Source organism: Rhizobium sp. NFR03 (assembly GCF_900111275.1).
Lineage (GTDB): Bacteria > Pseudomonadota > Alphaproteobacteria > Rhizobiales > Rhizobiaceae > Ferranicluibacter.
This window is the reverse complement of the sequence record NZ_FOGR01000001.1, coordinates 820,917-838,168: the sequence shown is the minus strand read 5'-3', so window position 1 is coordinate 838,168 and position 17,252 is coordinate 820,917. Positions and strand designations below refer to the sequence as shown.

14 protein-coding genes are annotated in these 17,252 nt (G+C 62.9%); 10 read left to right on the top strand and 4 right to left on the bottom strand.

From position 1 onward, the window contains the following. The first annotated feature begins 90 nt into the window (after positions 1-90). A complete protein-coding gene (locus tag BSG19_RS03955) occupies positions 91-756 on the top strand; it encodes a TetR family transcriptional regulator C-terminal domain-containing protein (protein WP_092985007.1) in 666 nt (221 codons plus the stop codon). A gap of 23 nt (positions 757-779) precedes the next feature. Here the strand turns inward: BSG19_RS03955 and BSG19_RS03950 are convergent, their stop codons facing one another. Together BSG19_RS03950 and BSG19_RS03945 are read right to left on the bottom strand one after the other, a co-directional pair. Then, a complete protein-coding gene (locus tag BSG19_RS03950; RefSeq protein ID WP_092985005.1) occupies positions 780-2,474 on the bottom strand; it encodes an adenylate/guanylate cyclase domain-containing protein in 1,695 nt (564 codons plus the stop codon). 118 nt (positions 2,475-2,592) lie between these two features. After that, positions 2,593-3,492 carry a LysR family transcriptional regulator gene (locus BSG19_RS03945; RefSeq protein WP_092985003.1) on the bottom strand — a complete coding sequence of 300 codons (900 nt, stop codon included), beginning with the start codon at positions 3,490-3,492 and terminating at the stop codon, positions 2,593-2,595. Positions 3,493-3,588: 96 nt separating this feature from the next. On the opposite strand from BSG19_RS03945, the gene BSG19_RS03940 reads away from it, so the two are divergent. Both BSG19_RS03940 and mqo read left to right on the top strand, forming a co-directional pair. Further along, positions 3,589-4,605 carry a zinc-dependent alcohol dehydrogenase family protein gene (locus BSG19_RS03940; protein WP_092985001.1) on the top strand — a complete coding sequence of 339 codons (1,017 nt, stop codon included), beginning with the start codon at positions 3,589-3,591 and terminating at the stop codon, positions 4,603-4,605. A gap of 218 nt (positions 4,606-4,823) precedes the next feature. Beyond that, positions 4,824-6,527 (top strand): malate dehydrogenase (quinone), encoded by a 1,704-nt coding sequence (gene mqo, locus BSG19_RS03935; protein WP_092984999.1) that lies wholly within the window; start codon positions 4,824-4,826, stop codon positions 6,525-6,527. A gap of 87 nt (positions 6,528-6,614) precedes the next feature. Here the strand turns inward: mqo and preA are convergent, their stop codons facing one another. Together preA and BSG19_RS03925 are read right to left on the bottom strand one after the other, a co-directional pair. Next, positions 6,615-7,928 (bottom strand): NAD-dependent dihydropyrimidine dehydrogenase subunit PreA, encoded by a 1,314-nt coding sequence (preA, locus tag BSG19_RS03930; protein WP_092984997.1) that lies wholly within the window; start codon positions 7,926-7,928, stop codon positions 6,615-6,617. A gap of 12 nt (positions 7,929-7,940) precedes the next feature. Further along, positions 7,941-9,311 carry an NAD(P)-dependent oxidoreductase gene (locus BSG19_RS03925; protein WP_092984995.1) on the bottom strand — a complete coding sequence of 457 codons (1,371 nt, stop codon included), beginning with the start codon at positions 9,309-9,311 and terminating at the stop codon, positions 7,941-7,943. Between the two features lie 177 nt (positions 9,312-9,488). Between BSG19_RS03925 and BSG19_RS03920 the strand changes: the two genes are divergently transcribed. From BSG19_RS03920 to BSG19_RS03890, 7 genes are all read left to right on the top strand, one after another. Then, complete coding sequence (locus BSG19_RS03920; protein WP_092984993.1) at positions 9,489-10,442, top strand: sugar-binding transcriptional regulator; 954 nt, start codon at positions 9,489-9,491, stop codon at positions 10,440-10,442. Positions 10,443-10,591: 149 nt separating this feature from the next. Beyond that, on the top strand, positions 10,592-11,914 hold the full coding sequence (locus tag BSG19_RS03915) for an ABC transporter substrate-binding protein (protein ID WP_092934902.1): 1,323 nt from the start codon (positions 10,592-10,594) through the stop codon (positions 11,912-11,914). 270 nt (positions 11,915-12,184) lie between these two features. After that, positions 12,185-13,057 (top strand): carbohydrate ABC transporter permease, encoded by an 873-nt coding sequence (locus BSG19_RS03910; protein ID WP_092984991.1) that lies wholly within the window; start codon positions 12,185-12,187, stop codon positions 13,055-13,057. A gap of 13 nt (positions 13,058-13,070) precedes the next feature. Next, complete coding sequence (locus BSG19_RS03905) at positions 13,071-13,895, top strand: carbohydrate ABC transporter permease (protein WP_092984989.1); 825 nt, start codon at positions 13,071-13,073, stop codon at positions 13,893-13,895. Positions 13,896-13,941: 46 nt separating this feature from the next. Continuing rightward, positions 13,942-14,943, top strand: coding sequence for an ABC transporter ATP-binding protein (locus tag BSG19_RS03900; protein ID WP_092984987.1), 1,002 nt, complete (start codon positions 13,942-13,944; stop codon positions 14,941-14,943). After that, on the top strand, positions 14,940-15,713 hold the full coding sequence (locus BSG19_RS03895) for an L-iditol 2-dehydrogenase (RefSeq protein WP_092984985.1): 774 nt from the start codon (positions 14,940-14,942) through the stop codon (positions 15,711-15,713). The genes BSG19_RS03900 and BSG19_RS03895 overlap by 4 nt, the downstream gene beginning before the upstream one ends. Before the next feature lie 50 nt (positions 15,714-15,763). Continuing rightward, positions 15,764-17,248, top strand: coding sequence for a mannitol dehydrogenase family protein (locus BSG19_RS03890; protein WP_092984983.1), 1,485 nt, complete (start codon positions 15,764-15,766; stop codon positions 17,246-17,248). Positions 17,249-17,252: the final 4 nt, after the last annotated feature.

The following is a 17,252-nucleotide window of genomic DNA, read 5'->3' as shown; positions in this document are numbered from 1 at the left end:
AGCACTCAAGACGGAAAAGCAAAAAAACGAAAAAGCTTCAGGGCGACGTGACGGACAGGACGGCCGGAAGGCGGGCGAAGGGGGCGTGGGATGGCATTGCCAAGAGCAGCGAAAACGCAGCGGCGTACGCGGATCCAGGAAGAAAAGGAAGAACTCATTCTGGAGGCCGCGCTGGAGGTCTTTGCGACCAACGGTTTTCGTGGCAGCACCATCGACCAGATTGCCGACGTCGCGGGCATGTCGAAGCCAAACCTGCTCTATTATTTCCGCACCAAGGAGGCGATGCACCGCGCGCTGATCGAGCGGGTGCTGGACAGCTGGCTCGATCCGCTGCGCGAGTTCGATGCGGAGGGCAATCCGGTGTCCGAGATCCGCAGCTACATCCGGCGAAAGCTCGAAATGGCACGCGATTTTCCGCGCGAAAGCCGGCTTTTCGCCAATGAGGTCCTGCAAGGCGCGCCCCGGATCGAGGATGCGCTGATGGGACCGCTGAAGGCGCTGGTGGACGAAAAGGCGAAGGTCATCCGCACCTGGGCCAAGGCCGGCAAGATTGCCAAGTGCGACCCCTATCACCTCATCTTCGCCATCTGGGCGACGACCCAGCACTACGCCGATTTCGACGTGCAGGTCAGAGCCGTGCTCGGCAAGGACAGGGCGGGCGAGGGCCGTTTCGAAGACGCAGCCCGTTTTCTGGAGCTTCTTTTCGTCAATGGCCTCGCGGTCAGCGGACCTGCAACGGGTGGCCCGGCGGCGTAACTTCCTTGCGCGGTAAAACCTGATCAGGCGCCGCTGCGTGCAGCTTGCGCCACCGCCGCTTTCCTCTCGCGGGCGGCGGCAAGCAGCGTCGCGATTTCCTCGGCGTTTTCGACGATCAGCGTCTCCAGCGTGCCCTTGCGGCCGCGGATTGCGATGTCGTGGCTCTCGCGGTCGTCCAGCGTCAGCCCGGCATAGCGGATGACGTCGGCGGAGACGGCGAGCTGCGCGTCGTATTCCTTGGCGAAACCTTCGAGCCGGCTTGCAGCGTTGATGGTGTCGCCGACGGCCGTCAGGGAGGAGGCTCGGCCGTAGCCGATATGGCCGATGATTGCAGGCCCCGCGTGCATGCCCATGGCGATGCGCAGCGGTTTATCGAGTTCGCTCGTGAAGTTGCGGTTGAGGGTGTCGATACCGCGGGCGATGCGCGCCGTCGCGTCCAGTGCATTGGCGCAGGCGTCCTCTATCCGGCCGGTAAGGCCGAAAATCGCAAGCACCCCATCGCCGATAAACTTGTCGATCACGCCGCCCGCACCCTCGACCGCTTCGCCGATCGTCTCGAAATAGCGATTGAGCAGGAACACCGTGTCGAAGGGAAGCTGCTGCTGGGTGAGCAGCGTGAAGTCGCGCAGGTCGCAGAACAGAACCGCGATACGGCGTTCCCGACCGGCCGCGATGTCCTCGCCGATCTGCGGACGCACGCCGACATTATCAGCGCCGAGCACGGGAGCGATGGCCACGTCGTGATTCGGCCGAAGCTGACAGCCGAGGCGGACATTTTCACCGGCGCGAATACGGATCAACGTCTGTCGCTCGCCTTCGCTCGGTGGCGCCAACCCTTCCAGCCCATCCGTTACGCGGACGCGACAGGTCGAACAGCGACCGCGCCCGCCGCACACGGAAAGATGCGGGATGCCGGCGGAGCGGCTCGCTTCCAGCACCGAGAAGCCGCGCGCGACCGACAGCACTCTGCCATCGGGATAGCGGATGCGCACCTTGCCGCGGATGGGGAAGGACCGCCAGAGCAGCGTGAAGCCGATGCAGGCCGCGAGCGTCAGGAAGATGCCCTGGCGGATATCTGCCAGAAGGGCGGGATCGGTACGGCCCGACATGAACCAGGCGTTCGATGGCATGGCGGGGCCGACGGCGCGTGCAGCCACCACGAAGCCGAGCAGCGAGAGCACCGGGACCAGAAGCGCCAGCGTGTAGAGCGTCAGCGCCATGCGGGGATACCAGTCCCGGCCGCGCATCCAGAACCAGAAACCGAGACAGCCGTGCGCCCAGGCGATGATCAGCGCGGCGGATTGCCAGATGGTGTTTTCGGTCCTCGACCAGATGCGCGGCAGGATATCGCGATAATCGGCGGAGTAGCCCGACAGCATCCAGTCGATGCGGGTAACGGTGACATGGCTGATCAGCAGGAAGGGAAGAGCGAGCCCAAGCCCGATCTTCAACGCCTCGCGCAGCGGCATGCGCAGCGTCTGCCGCCGCCGCAGGCCATCGAGTGCCAGAACGAAATGGACAGCGAGCGACCCGTAAAGGGCGATGGTTCCCGGCAGGCTGCGCCAGATCTGGTTGAAGAGGTCCCGGCCTCGCTCCATGGCGTCGATCGAGATGAGGCCGAGCGCGTGGTTGAGAAAGTGTGTGAGCAGAAACAGACCCAGGCACACGCCGGTCCAGATGTGCAGGCGCTTGCGCAGCTTCGAACGATCGCGTTTCAAGCGGGCTCCGGTCCCATCGGTTGATCACAGGATGCTTATCGGCCAGTTTGCGGTGCGGAGCAACGCACGATTTGCGACGCGGCGTTGAAGCCGCGCGCGGCCCGGAGACACTGTGCCGTCAGCCCATCGCCAGCGGAAGCTCGGCTGCGAGCCGGTCGATCACCAGGCGCGTCCTCGGCAGCATGACGGGAGATTTGGGCCAGACGACATGGCTCGGGAAGGCGAAGCCCTGCGTGGAAGGGAGAACCTGGCGCAGCCGCCCCTCGGCGATGCGGTCGCGCACGAGCCAGCACGGCATCCAGGCGAGGCCACCGCCCGCGCACGCGGCGTCGGCGATTGCCTCGAGATCATCGAGTTGCAGCCGCGCCCTCGGCACCACGCTGCGTGTCGGCATGTCCGGTGTGGGAAACAGCCAGGAGCGCTTGATTCCGCTTCGGGCGTAAATGATCGTCTCGTGACGATCGATATCCTCCAGCGTCTGCGGTTCTCCGTGCGCATCGAGATAGGCCGGTGAAGCGCAGACGATCATGCGCTGGCGGGCGATCACGCGGGACATGACGTCGCTGTCGTCGCGAAGCGCACCGTTGCGAACCGCGAGGTCGAACCCGTCCTCAAGAAAGTCCACGAGTCGGTCGCTGAAAGCGAGGTCCAGCTCCAGACCGGGATGTTCGGCCAGAAGCGGCGTGAGAATGGGCGCTATACAGGTGCGACCGAGAACGACCGGAAGCGAGATGCGCAGGCGCCCCCGGATCTCCTTGCGCCCGGATTCAAGCATCGCTTCGCCCGCGCGGATTTCCTCCAGCGCCTTCAGGCAGCGCTCATGAAACAGGATGCCTTCCTCGGTCAGGCTCTGCGAGCGCGTCGTGCGGTGAAACAGGCGGACACCCAGCCGTTGCTCCATCCGGGCGATGGTCTTGGCGACGGCGGAGCGGGTAAGGTGCAGACGGGTCGCAGCGGCGGAAAAGCTGCCGGACTCCGCTGTCTGAATGAAAACCGGGATATCGCGCAGATCGAGCATTGTATCCTCCAGAGAAACGATGTGACGAAAATCTATCATAACTGCCGAACGTAATTCGCCGATAAAGTCGAGCTTCCCATCGAAAAGGAGTTGGACATGGCACGGACAATCAAGCAGTGGCAATTGAGCGCTCTCGGCGCTGACAACCTTGCGCAAGGCACTGCCGAGGTCGTAGAGCCGAAAGGGACGGAGGTGCTCGTCCGCACGGAGGCGGTCTCGCTCAACTATCGCGACAAGCTGGTGGTGGAAACGGGCATGGGTCTTCCGCTCGGCTTTCCCTTCGTGCCGGTGTCCGATATGGCGGGCATCGTGGAGGCGGTGGGACCGCAGGCCACGCGCTTCAGGGTCGGCGACCGGGTGATCTCGACCTTCTCGCCGATGTGGATCGACGGGAAGCCGCTCGGCGATGCTCGCACGCCGCCATATCGTGCGCTTGGCGGCGCCTATCCCGGCGTGCTTTCGGAGATGGTGACATTCCCGGATGACTGGTTCGTGAAGGCGCCGGAAACGCTCGATGCGGCCGAGGCCAGCACCTTGCCCTGCGCCGGCCTCACGGCATGGTTCGCTCTGATCGAGAGGGGGCAATTGCAGGCGGGGGAGCGCGTTCTGATCAAGGGTACGGGCGGTGTCGCGATGTTCGGCCTCGCCATATCAAAGGCTTACGGCGCGGACGTGTTCATCACCTCTTCCAGCGCGCAGAAGCTGGAGCGGGCCGGAGCGCTCGGCGCCGACCACCTGCTTATGCGGGATGGCTGGGTCGAAAAGGTCTACGAGATCACAGGGGATGCGGGCATCGACCATGTTCTCGATATGGCCGGCGGGGAAGGGTTTGCGCAATCTCTGGAGGCGGTTGCCGTCGGTGGGCGCATTTCCGTGATCGGCGTTCTCGATGGGTTTGCGGTCTCCGGACCCGCCGGTCCGCTTCTCCTCAAGAGCCCTGTCGTCCAGGGGATCGGCGTCGGTCATCGCCGCGCGCTCGAGGATTTCGTTCGGGCAATCGACGTGCAAGGGCTGAAGCCTGTGATCGACAAGCGGTATGGTTTCGATGCGGTGCCGGAGGCGTTCGCGCATCTGGATCGGGGGCCATTCGGCAAGGTGGTCATTACATTCTGACGTCCACATCCATGTGCTGTGGTTCGTAAGATCGGTTTAAAGCATGAGCCCTGATGCAAAGCGTCAGAAAATACTTACGTTTTGCATCGGCAACCGGCGGAAAAACTCTGAAATACTGCGTCTTGTAGCTGTGCCAGCATCGTGAAATCGCCTTGTCACGAAAACAGGTTTCGCTTATACGCCAGCCTTGGGAGGACGTGAGATATAGTGAGGTTGACATGGCCAGTGAAAAGAATAGCCGCGCTCCGCGTTCGGGAGCCTCGCAGCATCTGGCCTTGAGTCGCCGACAACTTCTCGGATCTGCCGCAACCGGTGCGGCCGCTCTCACTCTGTCCTCGCTCCCGAGTTGGGCCCTTGCTCCCGAGAAGACGGTCGACGTGCTTCTCGTCGGCGGCGGCATCATGAGCGCGACGCTCGGCGTCCTCATCAACGAGCTGGAGCCGTCATGGTCGATCGAGATGATCGAGCGGCTGGACGACGTGGCGCTGGAAAGCTCCAACGGCTGGAACAATGCAGGCACCGGTCACTCTGCGCTCGCCGAACTGAATTACACCCCAAAGGATGTGAACGGAAACGTCGATATCAGCCGCGCCGTCGGCATCAACGAATCCTTCCAGGTCTCCCGCCAGTTCCTCGCGCATCAGGTGGATCGCGGGGTCCTGAAGGATCCCCGGTCCTTCATCAATTCGACACCGCATATGAGCTTCGTCTGGGGTGACGACAACACGGAATTCCTGGAGAAGCGGTATGAGGCGCTGAAGGCCAGCGCGCTCTTTTCCGGCATGAAGTTCTCGCGCGACCATGACGAGATCGCGAAATGGGTTCCGATCATGATGGAAGGCCGTGACCGCACGCAGACGCTGGCCGCGACATGGTCCCCGCTTGGCACAGACGTGAACTTCGGCGAGATTACCCGTCAGTATGTCGCGCATCTGAAGACCCTGCCGACCTTCAGCCTCGCGACCTCCAGCGAGGTGCAGGAGATCACCCGGAACGAGGATGGCACCTGGCGGATCAGCTACGCCGACACGCGGACAGGCACACAGAAGGGCGTCATCAACGCGAAATTCGTCTTCCTCGGGGCTGGCGGTGGCGCTCTGCCTCTCTTGCAGATGTCGGGCATTCCCGAAGCCGCGGACTATGCCGGCTTTCCCGTCGGCGGATCGTTCCTCGTTTGCGAAAAGCCCGAGATCGTCAGCCAGCATCTGGCGAAGGCCTATGGTCAGGCTTCGGTCGGCGCGCCGCCGATGTCCGTTCCGCACCTCGACACGCGCATGCTGGATGGCAAGCAGGTCGTGCTCTTCGGCCCCTTCGCGACCTTCTCGACCAAGTTCCTGAAGGACGGTTCCTATTTCGATCTTCCGGCTTCGGTGACGCTCGACAATATCTGGCCGATGCTGCAGGTGGGCATGAACGAGTTCAGCCTCGTCCAGTATCTCGCCGGGCAGCTGCTGATGTCGGACGAGGATCGCCTTGCAGCCCTGCGCGAGTATTTCCCGGAGGCCAAGGGTGAGGACTGGCGCCTGTGGCAGGCCGGTCAGCGCGTGCAGATCATCAAGCGCGACCCTGAAAAAGGTGGCGTTCTCAAGCTCGGCACGGAAATCGTCGCCTCGGCAGACGGCACAATCACGGCGCTTCTCGGGGCTTCGCCGGGTGCCTCGACGGCGCCGCCGATCATGCTGGATGTTCTCAAGAAGGTCTTTGCCGAGCGTCTTGCGACACCGGAATGGCAGGCAAGAGTGCAGGCGATGGTGCCGAGCTACGGCAAGAAGCTGAACGACGACCCGCAGGCGCTCGCGCTGGCCTGGGCCGCGACGAGCGAGCGTCTTCAGCTCGCCATCGCTCCGCCGGCGATTGGCGCAACGTCACCCGCCGCCGTTCCGGCCGGCGACGTGCACCGCGTTCCGGATATGGCGCTCTGAGCTTATCGACGTCCTATCTGCCAGCGTCGTTCGCAGCAGGTCATCAAGGGAGCATGGCGAACCGTTTGCCATGCTCTGCTTCATCCGTTACTCCGCCGCCTGACGTGACATCGGGTTGTTCGGGTGCGTGGTCCAGTTCGCATAGGCGGGATCGACCACTTTACCGGTGCGCTCGTCAAGGGTGCCCGGGGGCAGGGCGACCATGGTGATGCAGTCCTGCACGGGACAGACGTTGACGCAGAGATTGCAGCCGACGCATTCGTCCTCCATCACCTCGAAATGCCTGACGCCATCGACAGACTGCGTGATCGCCTGATGCGAGGTGTCCTCGCAGGCAATGTGGCAGCGGCCGCATTTGATGCAGGCATCCTGATCGATCCGGGCCTTGGCGACGTAGTTGAGGTTGAGATACTGCCAGTCCGATACGTTGGGGATCGCCCGGCCGGTGATGTCGTCGAGCGACCGGTGGCCCTTGGCGTCCATCCATGTCGAAAGCCCTGTGATCATTTCCTGGACGATCTTGAAGCCGTAGGTCATGGCGGCGGTGCAGACCTGCACGTTGCCGGCACCGAGCACGAGAAATTCCGCCGCATCCCGCCATGTGGTGATGCCGCCGATGCCGGAGATCGGCAGACCTTGCGTTTCCGGATCGCGAGCGATCTCGGCCACCATGTTGAGCGCGATCGGCTTGACCGCCGGGCCGCAATAGCCACCGTGACTACCCTTGCCGTCGATCGACGGTTCGGGCGCGAAAGTGTCGAGGTTAACGGATGTGATCGAGTTGATCGTGTTGATCAGCGATACGGCATCGGTGCCCCCGGCTTTCGCGGCGCGGGCGGGGTGGCGGATATCGGTGATATTAGGCGTCAGCTTGGTGATGACCGGCATGCGGGTGTATTGCTTGCACCAGCGCACCACCATCTCGATATAGGCGGGCACCTGACCGACGGCCGCGCCCATGCCGCGCTCCGACATGCCGTGCGGGCAGCCGAAATTCAGCTCGATGCCATCGGCGCCGGTTTCCTCCACCAGCGGCAGGATCGCCTTCCAGCTCTCCTCCTCGCAGGGCACCATGATCGAGGCGATCAGGGCGCGGTCGGGCCAGTTCATCTTGACCTGCTTCATCTCCCGCAGGTTGGTGTAGAGGTCGCGATCGGTGATCAGTTCGATGTTGTTGAGGCCGAGGAGCCGCCGGTCGGCGCCCCAGATCGCGCCGTAGCGCGGACCGTTGACGTTGACGACCGGAGGGCCGTCCTCGCCAAGCGTTTTCCAGACGACGCCGCCCCAGCCGGACTTGAAGGCCCGCTCGACATTGTAGGCCTTGTCCGTCGGCGGTGCCGAGGCGAGCCAGAAGGGGTTGGGGGACTTGATTCCGACGAAAGTGCTACGCAGATCAGCCATGATTCATCTCCCTCAAGCGACGGCGACGGCGACGGCCGGATGGCGTTCAGCCATCAGCGCGCGGTGGATCGATTGAGCCGCGTCGCGCCCCTGGGCTACGGCTGATACAGTGAGGTCCTCGCCGCCGAGGCGACAGTCCCCGCCAGCCCAGACACGATCGAGCGAGGTCCGCCCCTCCTCATCCACGACAATACGACCGGACTGGAGCGCCACGATGCCGAGCGCGTCGGGCTCGAGGGTCTGGCCGATGGCCTTGAGAATATGGTCGGCTGCGAGAATGCCGGTCTCGCCGGTGGCAACCAGCCGTCCGTCCACATCCGATGTATAGTCCAGCTCGATCCTGGCGACATTGCCGTCGTCCTGCGCAAGGATGCGTCTTGGCTGCAGCCAGTGGCGAATGGTGACGCCGCGGGACGTGGCGAGATCCTGCTCGTAAGTGGAGGCATTCATATGCTCGCGTCCGCGGCGGTAGCAGATGGTCACTTCCTCGGCACCCAGGAGCTTCGCCTGCACCGCCGCATCGATCGCGGTCATGCCGCCGCCGATGACCACGACGCGCCGGCCAACGGGGATGTCGGTCTTGCCGGGGGATTGGCGCAGGGACGCGATGAAATCGATCGCATCCTCAACGCCTTCGGCCGCTTCGCCTTCCGTGCGCAGCGCGTTGACGCCGGTCAGGCCTATGCCGAGAAAGACGGCATCGTGACGGGCGAGGAGATCGACGAGTTTGATGTCTCGGCCGAGCATTTGACGATTGCGAATCTCGATGCCGCCAATGGCGAGCACATAGTCGACTTCCCTCTGCGCGAAGTCGTCCGTCGCCTTGTAGGTGGCGATGCCGTATTCGTTCAGACCGCCGGCCTTCTCGCGGGCGTCGTAGATCACGACATCATGGCCGTTGACGGCGAGCCGGTGAGCGCAGGCTAGGCCCGCCGGTCCCGCGCCGACGACGGCGACGGTCTTGCCTGTGGAAGGCGCGCGTTCATAGAACTGCCGGCCTTCCGCCATGGCGATGTCGGTGGCAAAGCGCTGGAGCCGGCCGATGGCGACCGGGCGGCCCTCCGCCTCCATGCGGACGCAGGCCTCCTCGCACAGCGTTTCGGTGGGACAGACCCGCGCGCACATGCCACCGAGGATGTTTTGATCGAAGATCGTATTGGCCGAGCCGATCGGGTTGCCGGTCGCGATCTGGCGGATGAAAAGGGGGATGTCGATGGAGGTGGGACAGGCCGTCATGCACGGCGCGTCGTAGCAGAAGTAGCAGCGATCGGATGCGACGAGCGCCTCGTGCTCGTCCAGGCGCGGATGCAAATCCGCAAAGTTTACCTCGTATTGACCGGGCGTCAGCCGCCCGCCGATCATTCCGGAGTCCGTCGTTCCCATGTTTTCCTCCCAATGGCAACCGCACGATCAGCAGAGGCTAACATGGAAAATTTCTTGATCAAAAGGTAAAATTTTAGCGCCCTCTTTCGTTTTTTCATGCGGCGGCGGATCGATTGACAGGCCTGGCCAAAAGGTGTCAGCACTTCGGGTTCCCGCTGGACCTTGGAGGGGCATGGAATGGCACGCAGACCGGAAGCGAATGCACGGCTCGACGATGCGGCACGCGCCGGCTGGCTTTACTACGTCGCGGGACGGACGCAGGACGAGATTGCCGGGCAGATGGGCATCTCGCGCCAATCCGCGCAGCGCCTCGTGTCGCTCGCCATGGCCGAACGGCTGATCAAGGTCCGTCTTGACCATCCGATCGCTGCCTGCATGGAGCTCGGGCTTCGGCTGAAAGAGCGTTACGATCTGCGGCAGGCAGAGGTGGTTCCGAGCGATCCGGCGTCGTCTTCCACCACGGTCGGCATTGCCGAGGCAGGCGCGGCCGAGATCGAACGCTGGCTGAAATCGAGCGATCCGGTCATCATGGCGATCGGAACCGGGCGGACGCTGAAGGCGGCGATCGACCAGCTTCCGGCCATGGATTGCCCGCAGCATCGCATCGTCTCGCTCACCGGCAATATCGGCGTCGATGGTTCGGCGGCCTATTACAACGTCATCTTTTCCATGGCCGACGCTGTGAAGGCACGGCATTTCCCCATGCCCCTGCCGGTCATCGTGTCCTCGGCCGAAGAGCGGGAGGTGCTGCACAAGCAGATCCTCGTGCAGTCTGCCCTCAGCCTCGGAACGCAGGCCAATATCGCCTTCGTCGGTGTCGGTGAAGTGGGGACGGATGCGCCGCTCTGCCAGGATGGCTTCCTGTCGCGCGACGAGATGGCGCAACTGGTGGAGCAGGGGGCCGCTGGCGAGATCTGCGGCTGGATGTTCGATGGTGATGGGCAGCTCATCGCGGGCGACATCAACAATCGGGTGGCCAGCGTGCCCTTGCCCTCGCGCGAAACATCGACACTGATCGGCATGGCGAAAGGCCGTCGAAAGCACCTCGCTCTGCGCGCTGCCCTGCGTGGCGGACTCATCAACGGTGTTATCACCGACGAGGAGACGGCTGAATATCTGCTCGCCCCCTGAGCAAATATGTCAAAAAATTGTCAATTTTTCCGATGGCTTACCGATGTGTTCGGCATCGCAGCATGGAATGCGATTGACAAGTCGGCCCAGAAAATGAGTAATTGCCCGTGAGCGAGGCAAATGCTCATTACTCTTCTGGGAGGAAGATCATGAATTTGAAGACATCTCTGCTGGGCGCATGCTCGGCACTCGTCATTGCAGCCGTTTCCGGCGGTCTGGCTCAGGCCGAGACCCTCACCATCGCAACGGTGAACAATGGCGACATGGTCCGGATGCAGACTCTCACCGACGACTTCACCAAGGCCAATCCCGACATCCAGCTCGAATGGGTGACGCTGGAAGAGAACGTCCTGCGTGAACGCGTCACCACAGACATCGCCACGAAGGGTGGCCAGTACGACGTGCTGACCATTGGCACCTACGAGGTTCCGATCTGGGCCAAGCAGAACTGGCTTCTGCCGCTCGACAACCTCGGTGCCGACTACGATGTCGACGACCTGCTGCCGGCCATCCGCTCGGGCCTGACGGCCGACGGCAAGCTCTATGCCGCACCGTTCTACGGTGAAAGCTCCATGGTAATGTACCGCAAGGACCTCATCGAGAAGGCGGGGCTGACCATGCCCGACGCGCCGACCTGGGACTTCATCAACGACGCGGCGCGCAAGATGACCGACCGTGCCAACGGCATCAACGGCATCTGCCTTCGCGGCAAGGCCGGCTGGGGCGAGAACATGGCGTTCCTGACGGCAACGTCGAACGCCTTCGGCGCACGCTGGTTCGACGAGAACTGGAAGCCGCAGTTCGACCAGCCGGAATGGAAGAACACGCTCGACATGTACGTCAAGCTGATGAACGATGCCGGCCCGCAGGGTGCATCGTCCAACGGCTTCAACGAGAACCTGGCGCTCTTCCAGCAGGGCAAGTGCGGCATGTGGATCGACGCCACGGTAGCGGCATCGTTTGTCACCAACCCCAAGGACTCGACGGTCGCCGACAAGGTCGGCTTCGCTCTCGCTCCCGATACGGGTCTCGGCAAGCGCGGCAACTGGCTCTGGGCCTGGAACCTCGCGATCCCCGCAGGCACGCAGAAGGCCGAAGCGGCCGAGAAGTTCGTTTCCTGGGCGACCAGCAAGCACTATCTTGACCTCGTCGCGCAGAAGGAAGGCTGGGCCAACGTTCCCCCGGGCACGCGCACCTCGCTCTACCAGAATGCCGAGTACCAGAAGGCGGCACCCTTCGCCAAGATGACGCTCGAGAGCATCAACGCGGCCGACCCGAAGAACCCTTCGACGAAGCCCGTTCCCTACGTCGGTGTCCAGTTCGTGGCCATTCCCGAGTTCCAGAGCCTCGGCACGACCGTTGGTCAGCTGTTCTCGGCAGCCCTTGCCGGCCAGATGTCTGTTGACGATGCACTGGCGCAGGCCCAGACGGCAGCGACACGCGAAATGACGCGCGGCGGGTATATCAAATAAACTCGTAGCCCGATGGGTGGGGTTGCCTGTCACGCCTTTGCGTGGTTGCCCCTCACCCTAACCCTCTCCCCGCCTGCGGGGAGAGGGGACGTGCCACACGGTAACTCCGAGTGCCCTTCGCCCCGCCCAAGCGGGGAGAAGGTGCCGGCAGGCGGATGAGGGGCTGACCCGCACGCCGCCCGAGACCGACAAACAACCCACACAACAACAAGCCGCCCCTTCCGCATGTGCGGAAGCCGGAGCCGGCGACACCAGAGGGAGGGTCTATCCATGGCAACGCAGAATACCCGAGGCCTTGCCCGGATCATGATGGCGCCGTCCGTCGGGCTGCTCTTGATCTGGATGATCGTGCCGCTGGCGATGACGCTCTGGTTCTCCTTCCAGAACTACAATCTGCTCAATCCGGGCAATGTCAGCTTCGCCGGTCTGTTCAACTACCAGTTCTTCTATTCCGATCCCGCCTTCTTCCAGTCGATCCTCAATACGCTGATCATCGTCGTCGGCGTCCTCGCCATCACCGTCATCGGCGGCATCGCGATCGCGCTGATGCTCGACCAGCCGGTCTGGGGGCAGGGGATCGTGCGCATCCTCGTCATCTCCCCGTTCTTCGTCATGCCGCCGGTGGCCGCACTCGTCTGGAAGAACATGATCATGCACCCGCAATACGGGGTGTTTGCCGATATCAGCCGGTTCTTCGGCGTGCAGCCTGTCGACTGGTTCGGGCAGTATCCGCTGTTCTCGATCATCATCATCGTCGCCTGGCAGTGGCTGCCGTTCGCGACGCTCATCCTGCTCACCGCCCTGCAATCGCTCGACGGCGAGCAGAAGGAGGCAGCCGAGATGGACGGGGCGAACTTCTTCAACCGGTTCATCTACCTGACCGTGCCGCATCTCGCCCGCTCGATCACCGTCGTCATCCTCATCCAGACGATCTTCCTGCTCGGCGTCTATGCGGAAATCCTTGTGACCACCAATGGCGGCCCGGGCTATGCCTCGACCAATCTGCCGTTCCTCATCTATCGCACGGCCCTTCTCGGCTACGACGTCGGCGGTGCATCTGCCGGTGGCATCATCGCCGTCATCCTCGCCAACATCGTCGCCTTCTTCCTGATGCGCGCCGTTGGCAAGAACCTCGACAAGTAGGGAGATCAAGACCATGGCACGTGCCGTTTCCAAACGCAGAACCGTCTTCTTCACCGTGCTGGCCTGGATCGTGGCTCTGGTGATCTTCTTCCCCATTCTCTACACGATCATCACCTCGTTCAAATCCGAGACCGAGGCGATCCAGGGGTTCAACCTGATCCCCTCCGGCACCGTCGAGAGCTATGCCGCCGTGCAGGCGCAGAGCAACTACTTCAAGTTCTTCCTGAACTCGGTGATCATCTCGGTCGGCTCGACGTTTCTGGCGCTGCTGATCTCGGTGCCTGCCGCCTGGGCGATGGCCTTCTCGCCGACGCCGCGCACCAAGGACATCCTCATGTGGATGCTGTCCACGAAGATGATGCCGGCGGCGGCCGTCATGGTGCCGATCTACCTGCTGTTCCGCGACTTCGGCCTGCTCGACAGCCGGTTCGGCCTGACCATCATGCTGACCATGATCAACCTGCCGATCGTCGTCTGGATGCTCTATACCTACTTCCGGGAAATCCCGGGCGAGATTCTGGAAGCCGCCCGCATGGACGGCGCGTCGCTCTGGGGCGAAATCGCCTATGTCCTGACCCCGATGGCGGTGCCGGGCATTGCCTCCACCATGCTGCTCAACATCATCCTCGCCTGGAACGAAGCTTTCTGGACGATTCGCCTGACGACCACGAACGCAGCACCGCTGACAGCCTTCATCGCCTCGTTCTCGTCGCCGCAGGGCCTGTTCTGGGCGAAGCTTTCGGCAGCCTCGACGCTCGCCATCGCACCGATCCTGATCATGGGCTGGTTCAGCCAGAAGCAGCTTGTGCGCGGCCTGACCTTCGGCGCCGTGAAGTAGCAGATCAACAAACGATATAACGACAAGACGAGCGGGAGCGCGCACCATGGGCAATATACGTCTGAAGAACGTCTCGAAGAGTTTCGCCGCCACGACGGTCATTCCGGGCATCGATCTCGAAATCAAGGACGGCGAGTTCGTGGTCTTCGTCGGGCCGTCGGGCTGCGGCAAGTCCACGCTGCTGCGGATCATTGCGGGGCTGGAGGACGCGACGTCAGGCCACATCGAGATCGACGGCCGGGATGTCACCAATGAGGCGCCCGCCAAGCGTGGTCTCGCCATGGTGTTCCAGTCCTACGCGCTTTATCCGCATATGACGGTGCGCAACAACATCGCCTTCCCGCTGAAGATGGCGAAGATGGATCAGGGCGCGATCGACAAGAAGGTGACCGAGGCCGCCCGCGTCCTCAACCTCACCAACTATCTCGACCGCCGTCCGGGCCAGCTTTCGGGCGGCCAGCGCCAGCGCGTCGCCATCGGCCGGGCCATCGTTCGCGAACCCTCGGCGTTCCTGTTCGACGAGCCGCTGTCCAACCTCGATGCAGCGCTGCGCGGCACGATGCGGCTGGAGATCAGCGAGCTGCACAACCAGCTGAAGACCACGATGATCTACGTCACCCACGACCAGGTGGAAGCCATGACCATGGCCGACAAGATCGTGGTGCTGAACGCCGGCAATATCGAGCAGGTCGGCTCTCCGCTCGATCTCTACCACAAGCCGAACAACCTGTTCGTCGCCGGCTTCATCGGCTCGCCGCGCATGAATTTTGCGACCGGCGCTTTTGCCAGCGGCTACGACGCCCACACGATCGGCGTGCGGCCGGAGCATCTGAAGCTGTCGCGCGACAGCGGCACGTGGATGGGCAAGGTCAGCGTCGCTGAACACCTCGGTGCCGACACGTTCCTGCACATCCAGGTCGAGGGCATCGGTCAGGTGACCGCGCGCATCGCAGGCGATGTGCCCGTGCAGCACGGCGATACCGTTTATCTGACGCCCGACGAGGCGCGCATTCACAAGTTCAACGAGAAGGGCATGGCGATCCGATGAAACGTCTTGAGAGAAAAAGTGCGCTGATCACGGGTTCGGCCAGAGGCATCGGCCGCGCATTCGCGGAGGCCTATATTGCGGAGGGCGCAACCGTCGCAATTGCCGACATCAATCTTGCGCGCGCAACGGAAACTGCGGCCGAACTGGGGCCGCAGGCCTATCCGGTGGAAATGGATGTGACGCAGCAGGCTTCCATCGACGCTGCGATTGCGACTGTCGTGGAGACGGCTGGCGGGCTGGATATCCTCGTGAACAATGCCGCCCTGTTCGACCTTGCGCCCATTGTCGAGATTACCCGTGAGAGCTACGACCGGCTGTTTGCGATCAACGTATCGGGCACGCTCTTTACGCTGCAGGCGGCGGCAAGGCAGATGATCGCGCAGGGTCGCGGCGGCAAGATCATCAACATGGCGAGCCAGGCCGGACGACGCGGCGAGGCGCTGGTGGCCGTCTATTGCGCCACCAAAGCCGCGGTTATCAGCCTGACCCAGTCGGCTGGCCTCAACCTCATTTCGCACGGCATCAATGTCAACGCGATCGCCCCCGGCGTCGTGGACGGCGAGCACTGGGATGGTGTGGACGCGATGTTTGCCAAATACGAGAACCGTCCGCTCGGCGAGAAGAAAAAGCTGGTCGGTGCGGAAGTGCCGTTCGGGCGCATGGGGACGGCGCAGGATCTCACGGGCATGGCCGTGTTCCTGGCGTCGGGCGACAGCGACTACATCGTGTCCCAGACCTACAATGTCGACGGCGGAAACTGGATGAGCTGAGGCCGACGCCCGCTTGACGCCTGAAGCCGCTTTCCGAAAAGGGTAATATCATGACCACCAAGCTCTCGCTTGCAAACCTGGACGCCATCAAGGCGACGGCAACCGTTCCGGCCTTCGAGCGATCTGCGCTGACGGCCGGGATCGTTCACTTCGGCGTCGGCAATTTCCACCGCGCCCATCAGGCCGTCTATCTCGACGACCTGTTCAACACGGGCCGCGATCTCGACTGGGCCATCGTCGGTGCCGGCGTCCTGCCGTCGGACGCCGCCATGCGCGAAAAGCTGGCCGGTCAGGATTTCCTCACGACCGTGGTCGAACAGGACAACAACCGTTCCGCCGCGCGGGTCACCGGGCCGATGATCGACTATCTCGCACCGGGCAAGCCGGCCGAGACCATTGCGCGGCTTGCCGATCCGGCGATCCGCATCGTGTCGCTGACGATCACCGAAGGCGGATACTTCATCGATCCGGCGTCAGGACACTTCAATCCGCAGCATCCGGCCATCGTCGCCGATGCCGGGAACCCGGATGATCCGAAAACGGTGTTCGGCCTCGTTATCGCCGGGCTTAAGGCTCGCCGGCAGAAGGGTATCCAGCCGTTCACGGTCATGTCCTGCGACAACATTCCGGGCAATGGCGAAGTCACGCATGCTGCCGTTTCCGGTCTTGCCCGCCTGTCGGATGCGGCACTTGCCGACTGGATCGACGCCAACGTCGCCTTCCCGAACGGCATGGTCGACCGGATCACGCCGGCGACCGGATCGCGCGAGATCGGGATCGCGGCCGATCAATATGGCATCGACGATGCATGGCCGGTCTTCTGCGAAGAGTTCAAGCAGTGGGTTCTGGAGGACCATTTTCCGGCGGGCAGGCCGGCACTCGAGACGGTCGGCGTCCAGTTCGTGCCGGATGTCGCGCCCTATGAGCTCATGAAGATCCGCATCCTCAACGGTGGCCATGCGGCGATTGCCTATCCCGCAGCACTGCTCGACATCCACTTCGTTCATGATGCGATGGAAGAGCCGATCATTCAGGCCTTCCTCGAAAAGCTGGAGCATGACGAGATCATCCCGATCGTCCCGCCCGTGCCGGATACGGATCTGAAGGCCTATTACAAGCAGGTGGAAACGCGTCTCTTCAACCCGAAGATCGGCGACACCATTCCGCGCCTTGCACAGGATGGATCGAACCGGCAGCCGAAGTTCATCCTGCCCTCGACCGGAGATCGTCTGCGTCAGGGCCTCGACGTTGTCGGTCTGGCGCTGGTCTCGGCGCTCTGGTGCCGCTACTTCGCCGGCACGACGGACAGCGGCGCCGCCATCACCTTCAACGACGCCAGCGCGGACCGCCTGCACGAGGCGGCGGTGAAGGCGAAGGACGATCCGATGGCTTTTCTGGCGCTTTCCGACATCTTCGGCGAGGTGGCGCAGTCCGAACTTTTCCGCAAACGTTTTACTCATGCCTTAAAGACGCTATGGGAGCAGGGTACGCGCCAGACGCTGCAGCTGTATCTCGACGGAAAACTGACGGAGTAAGATC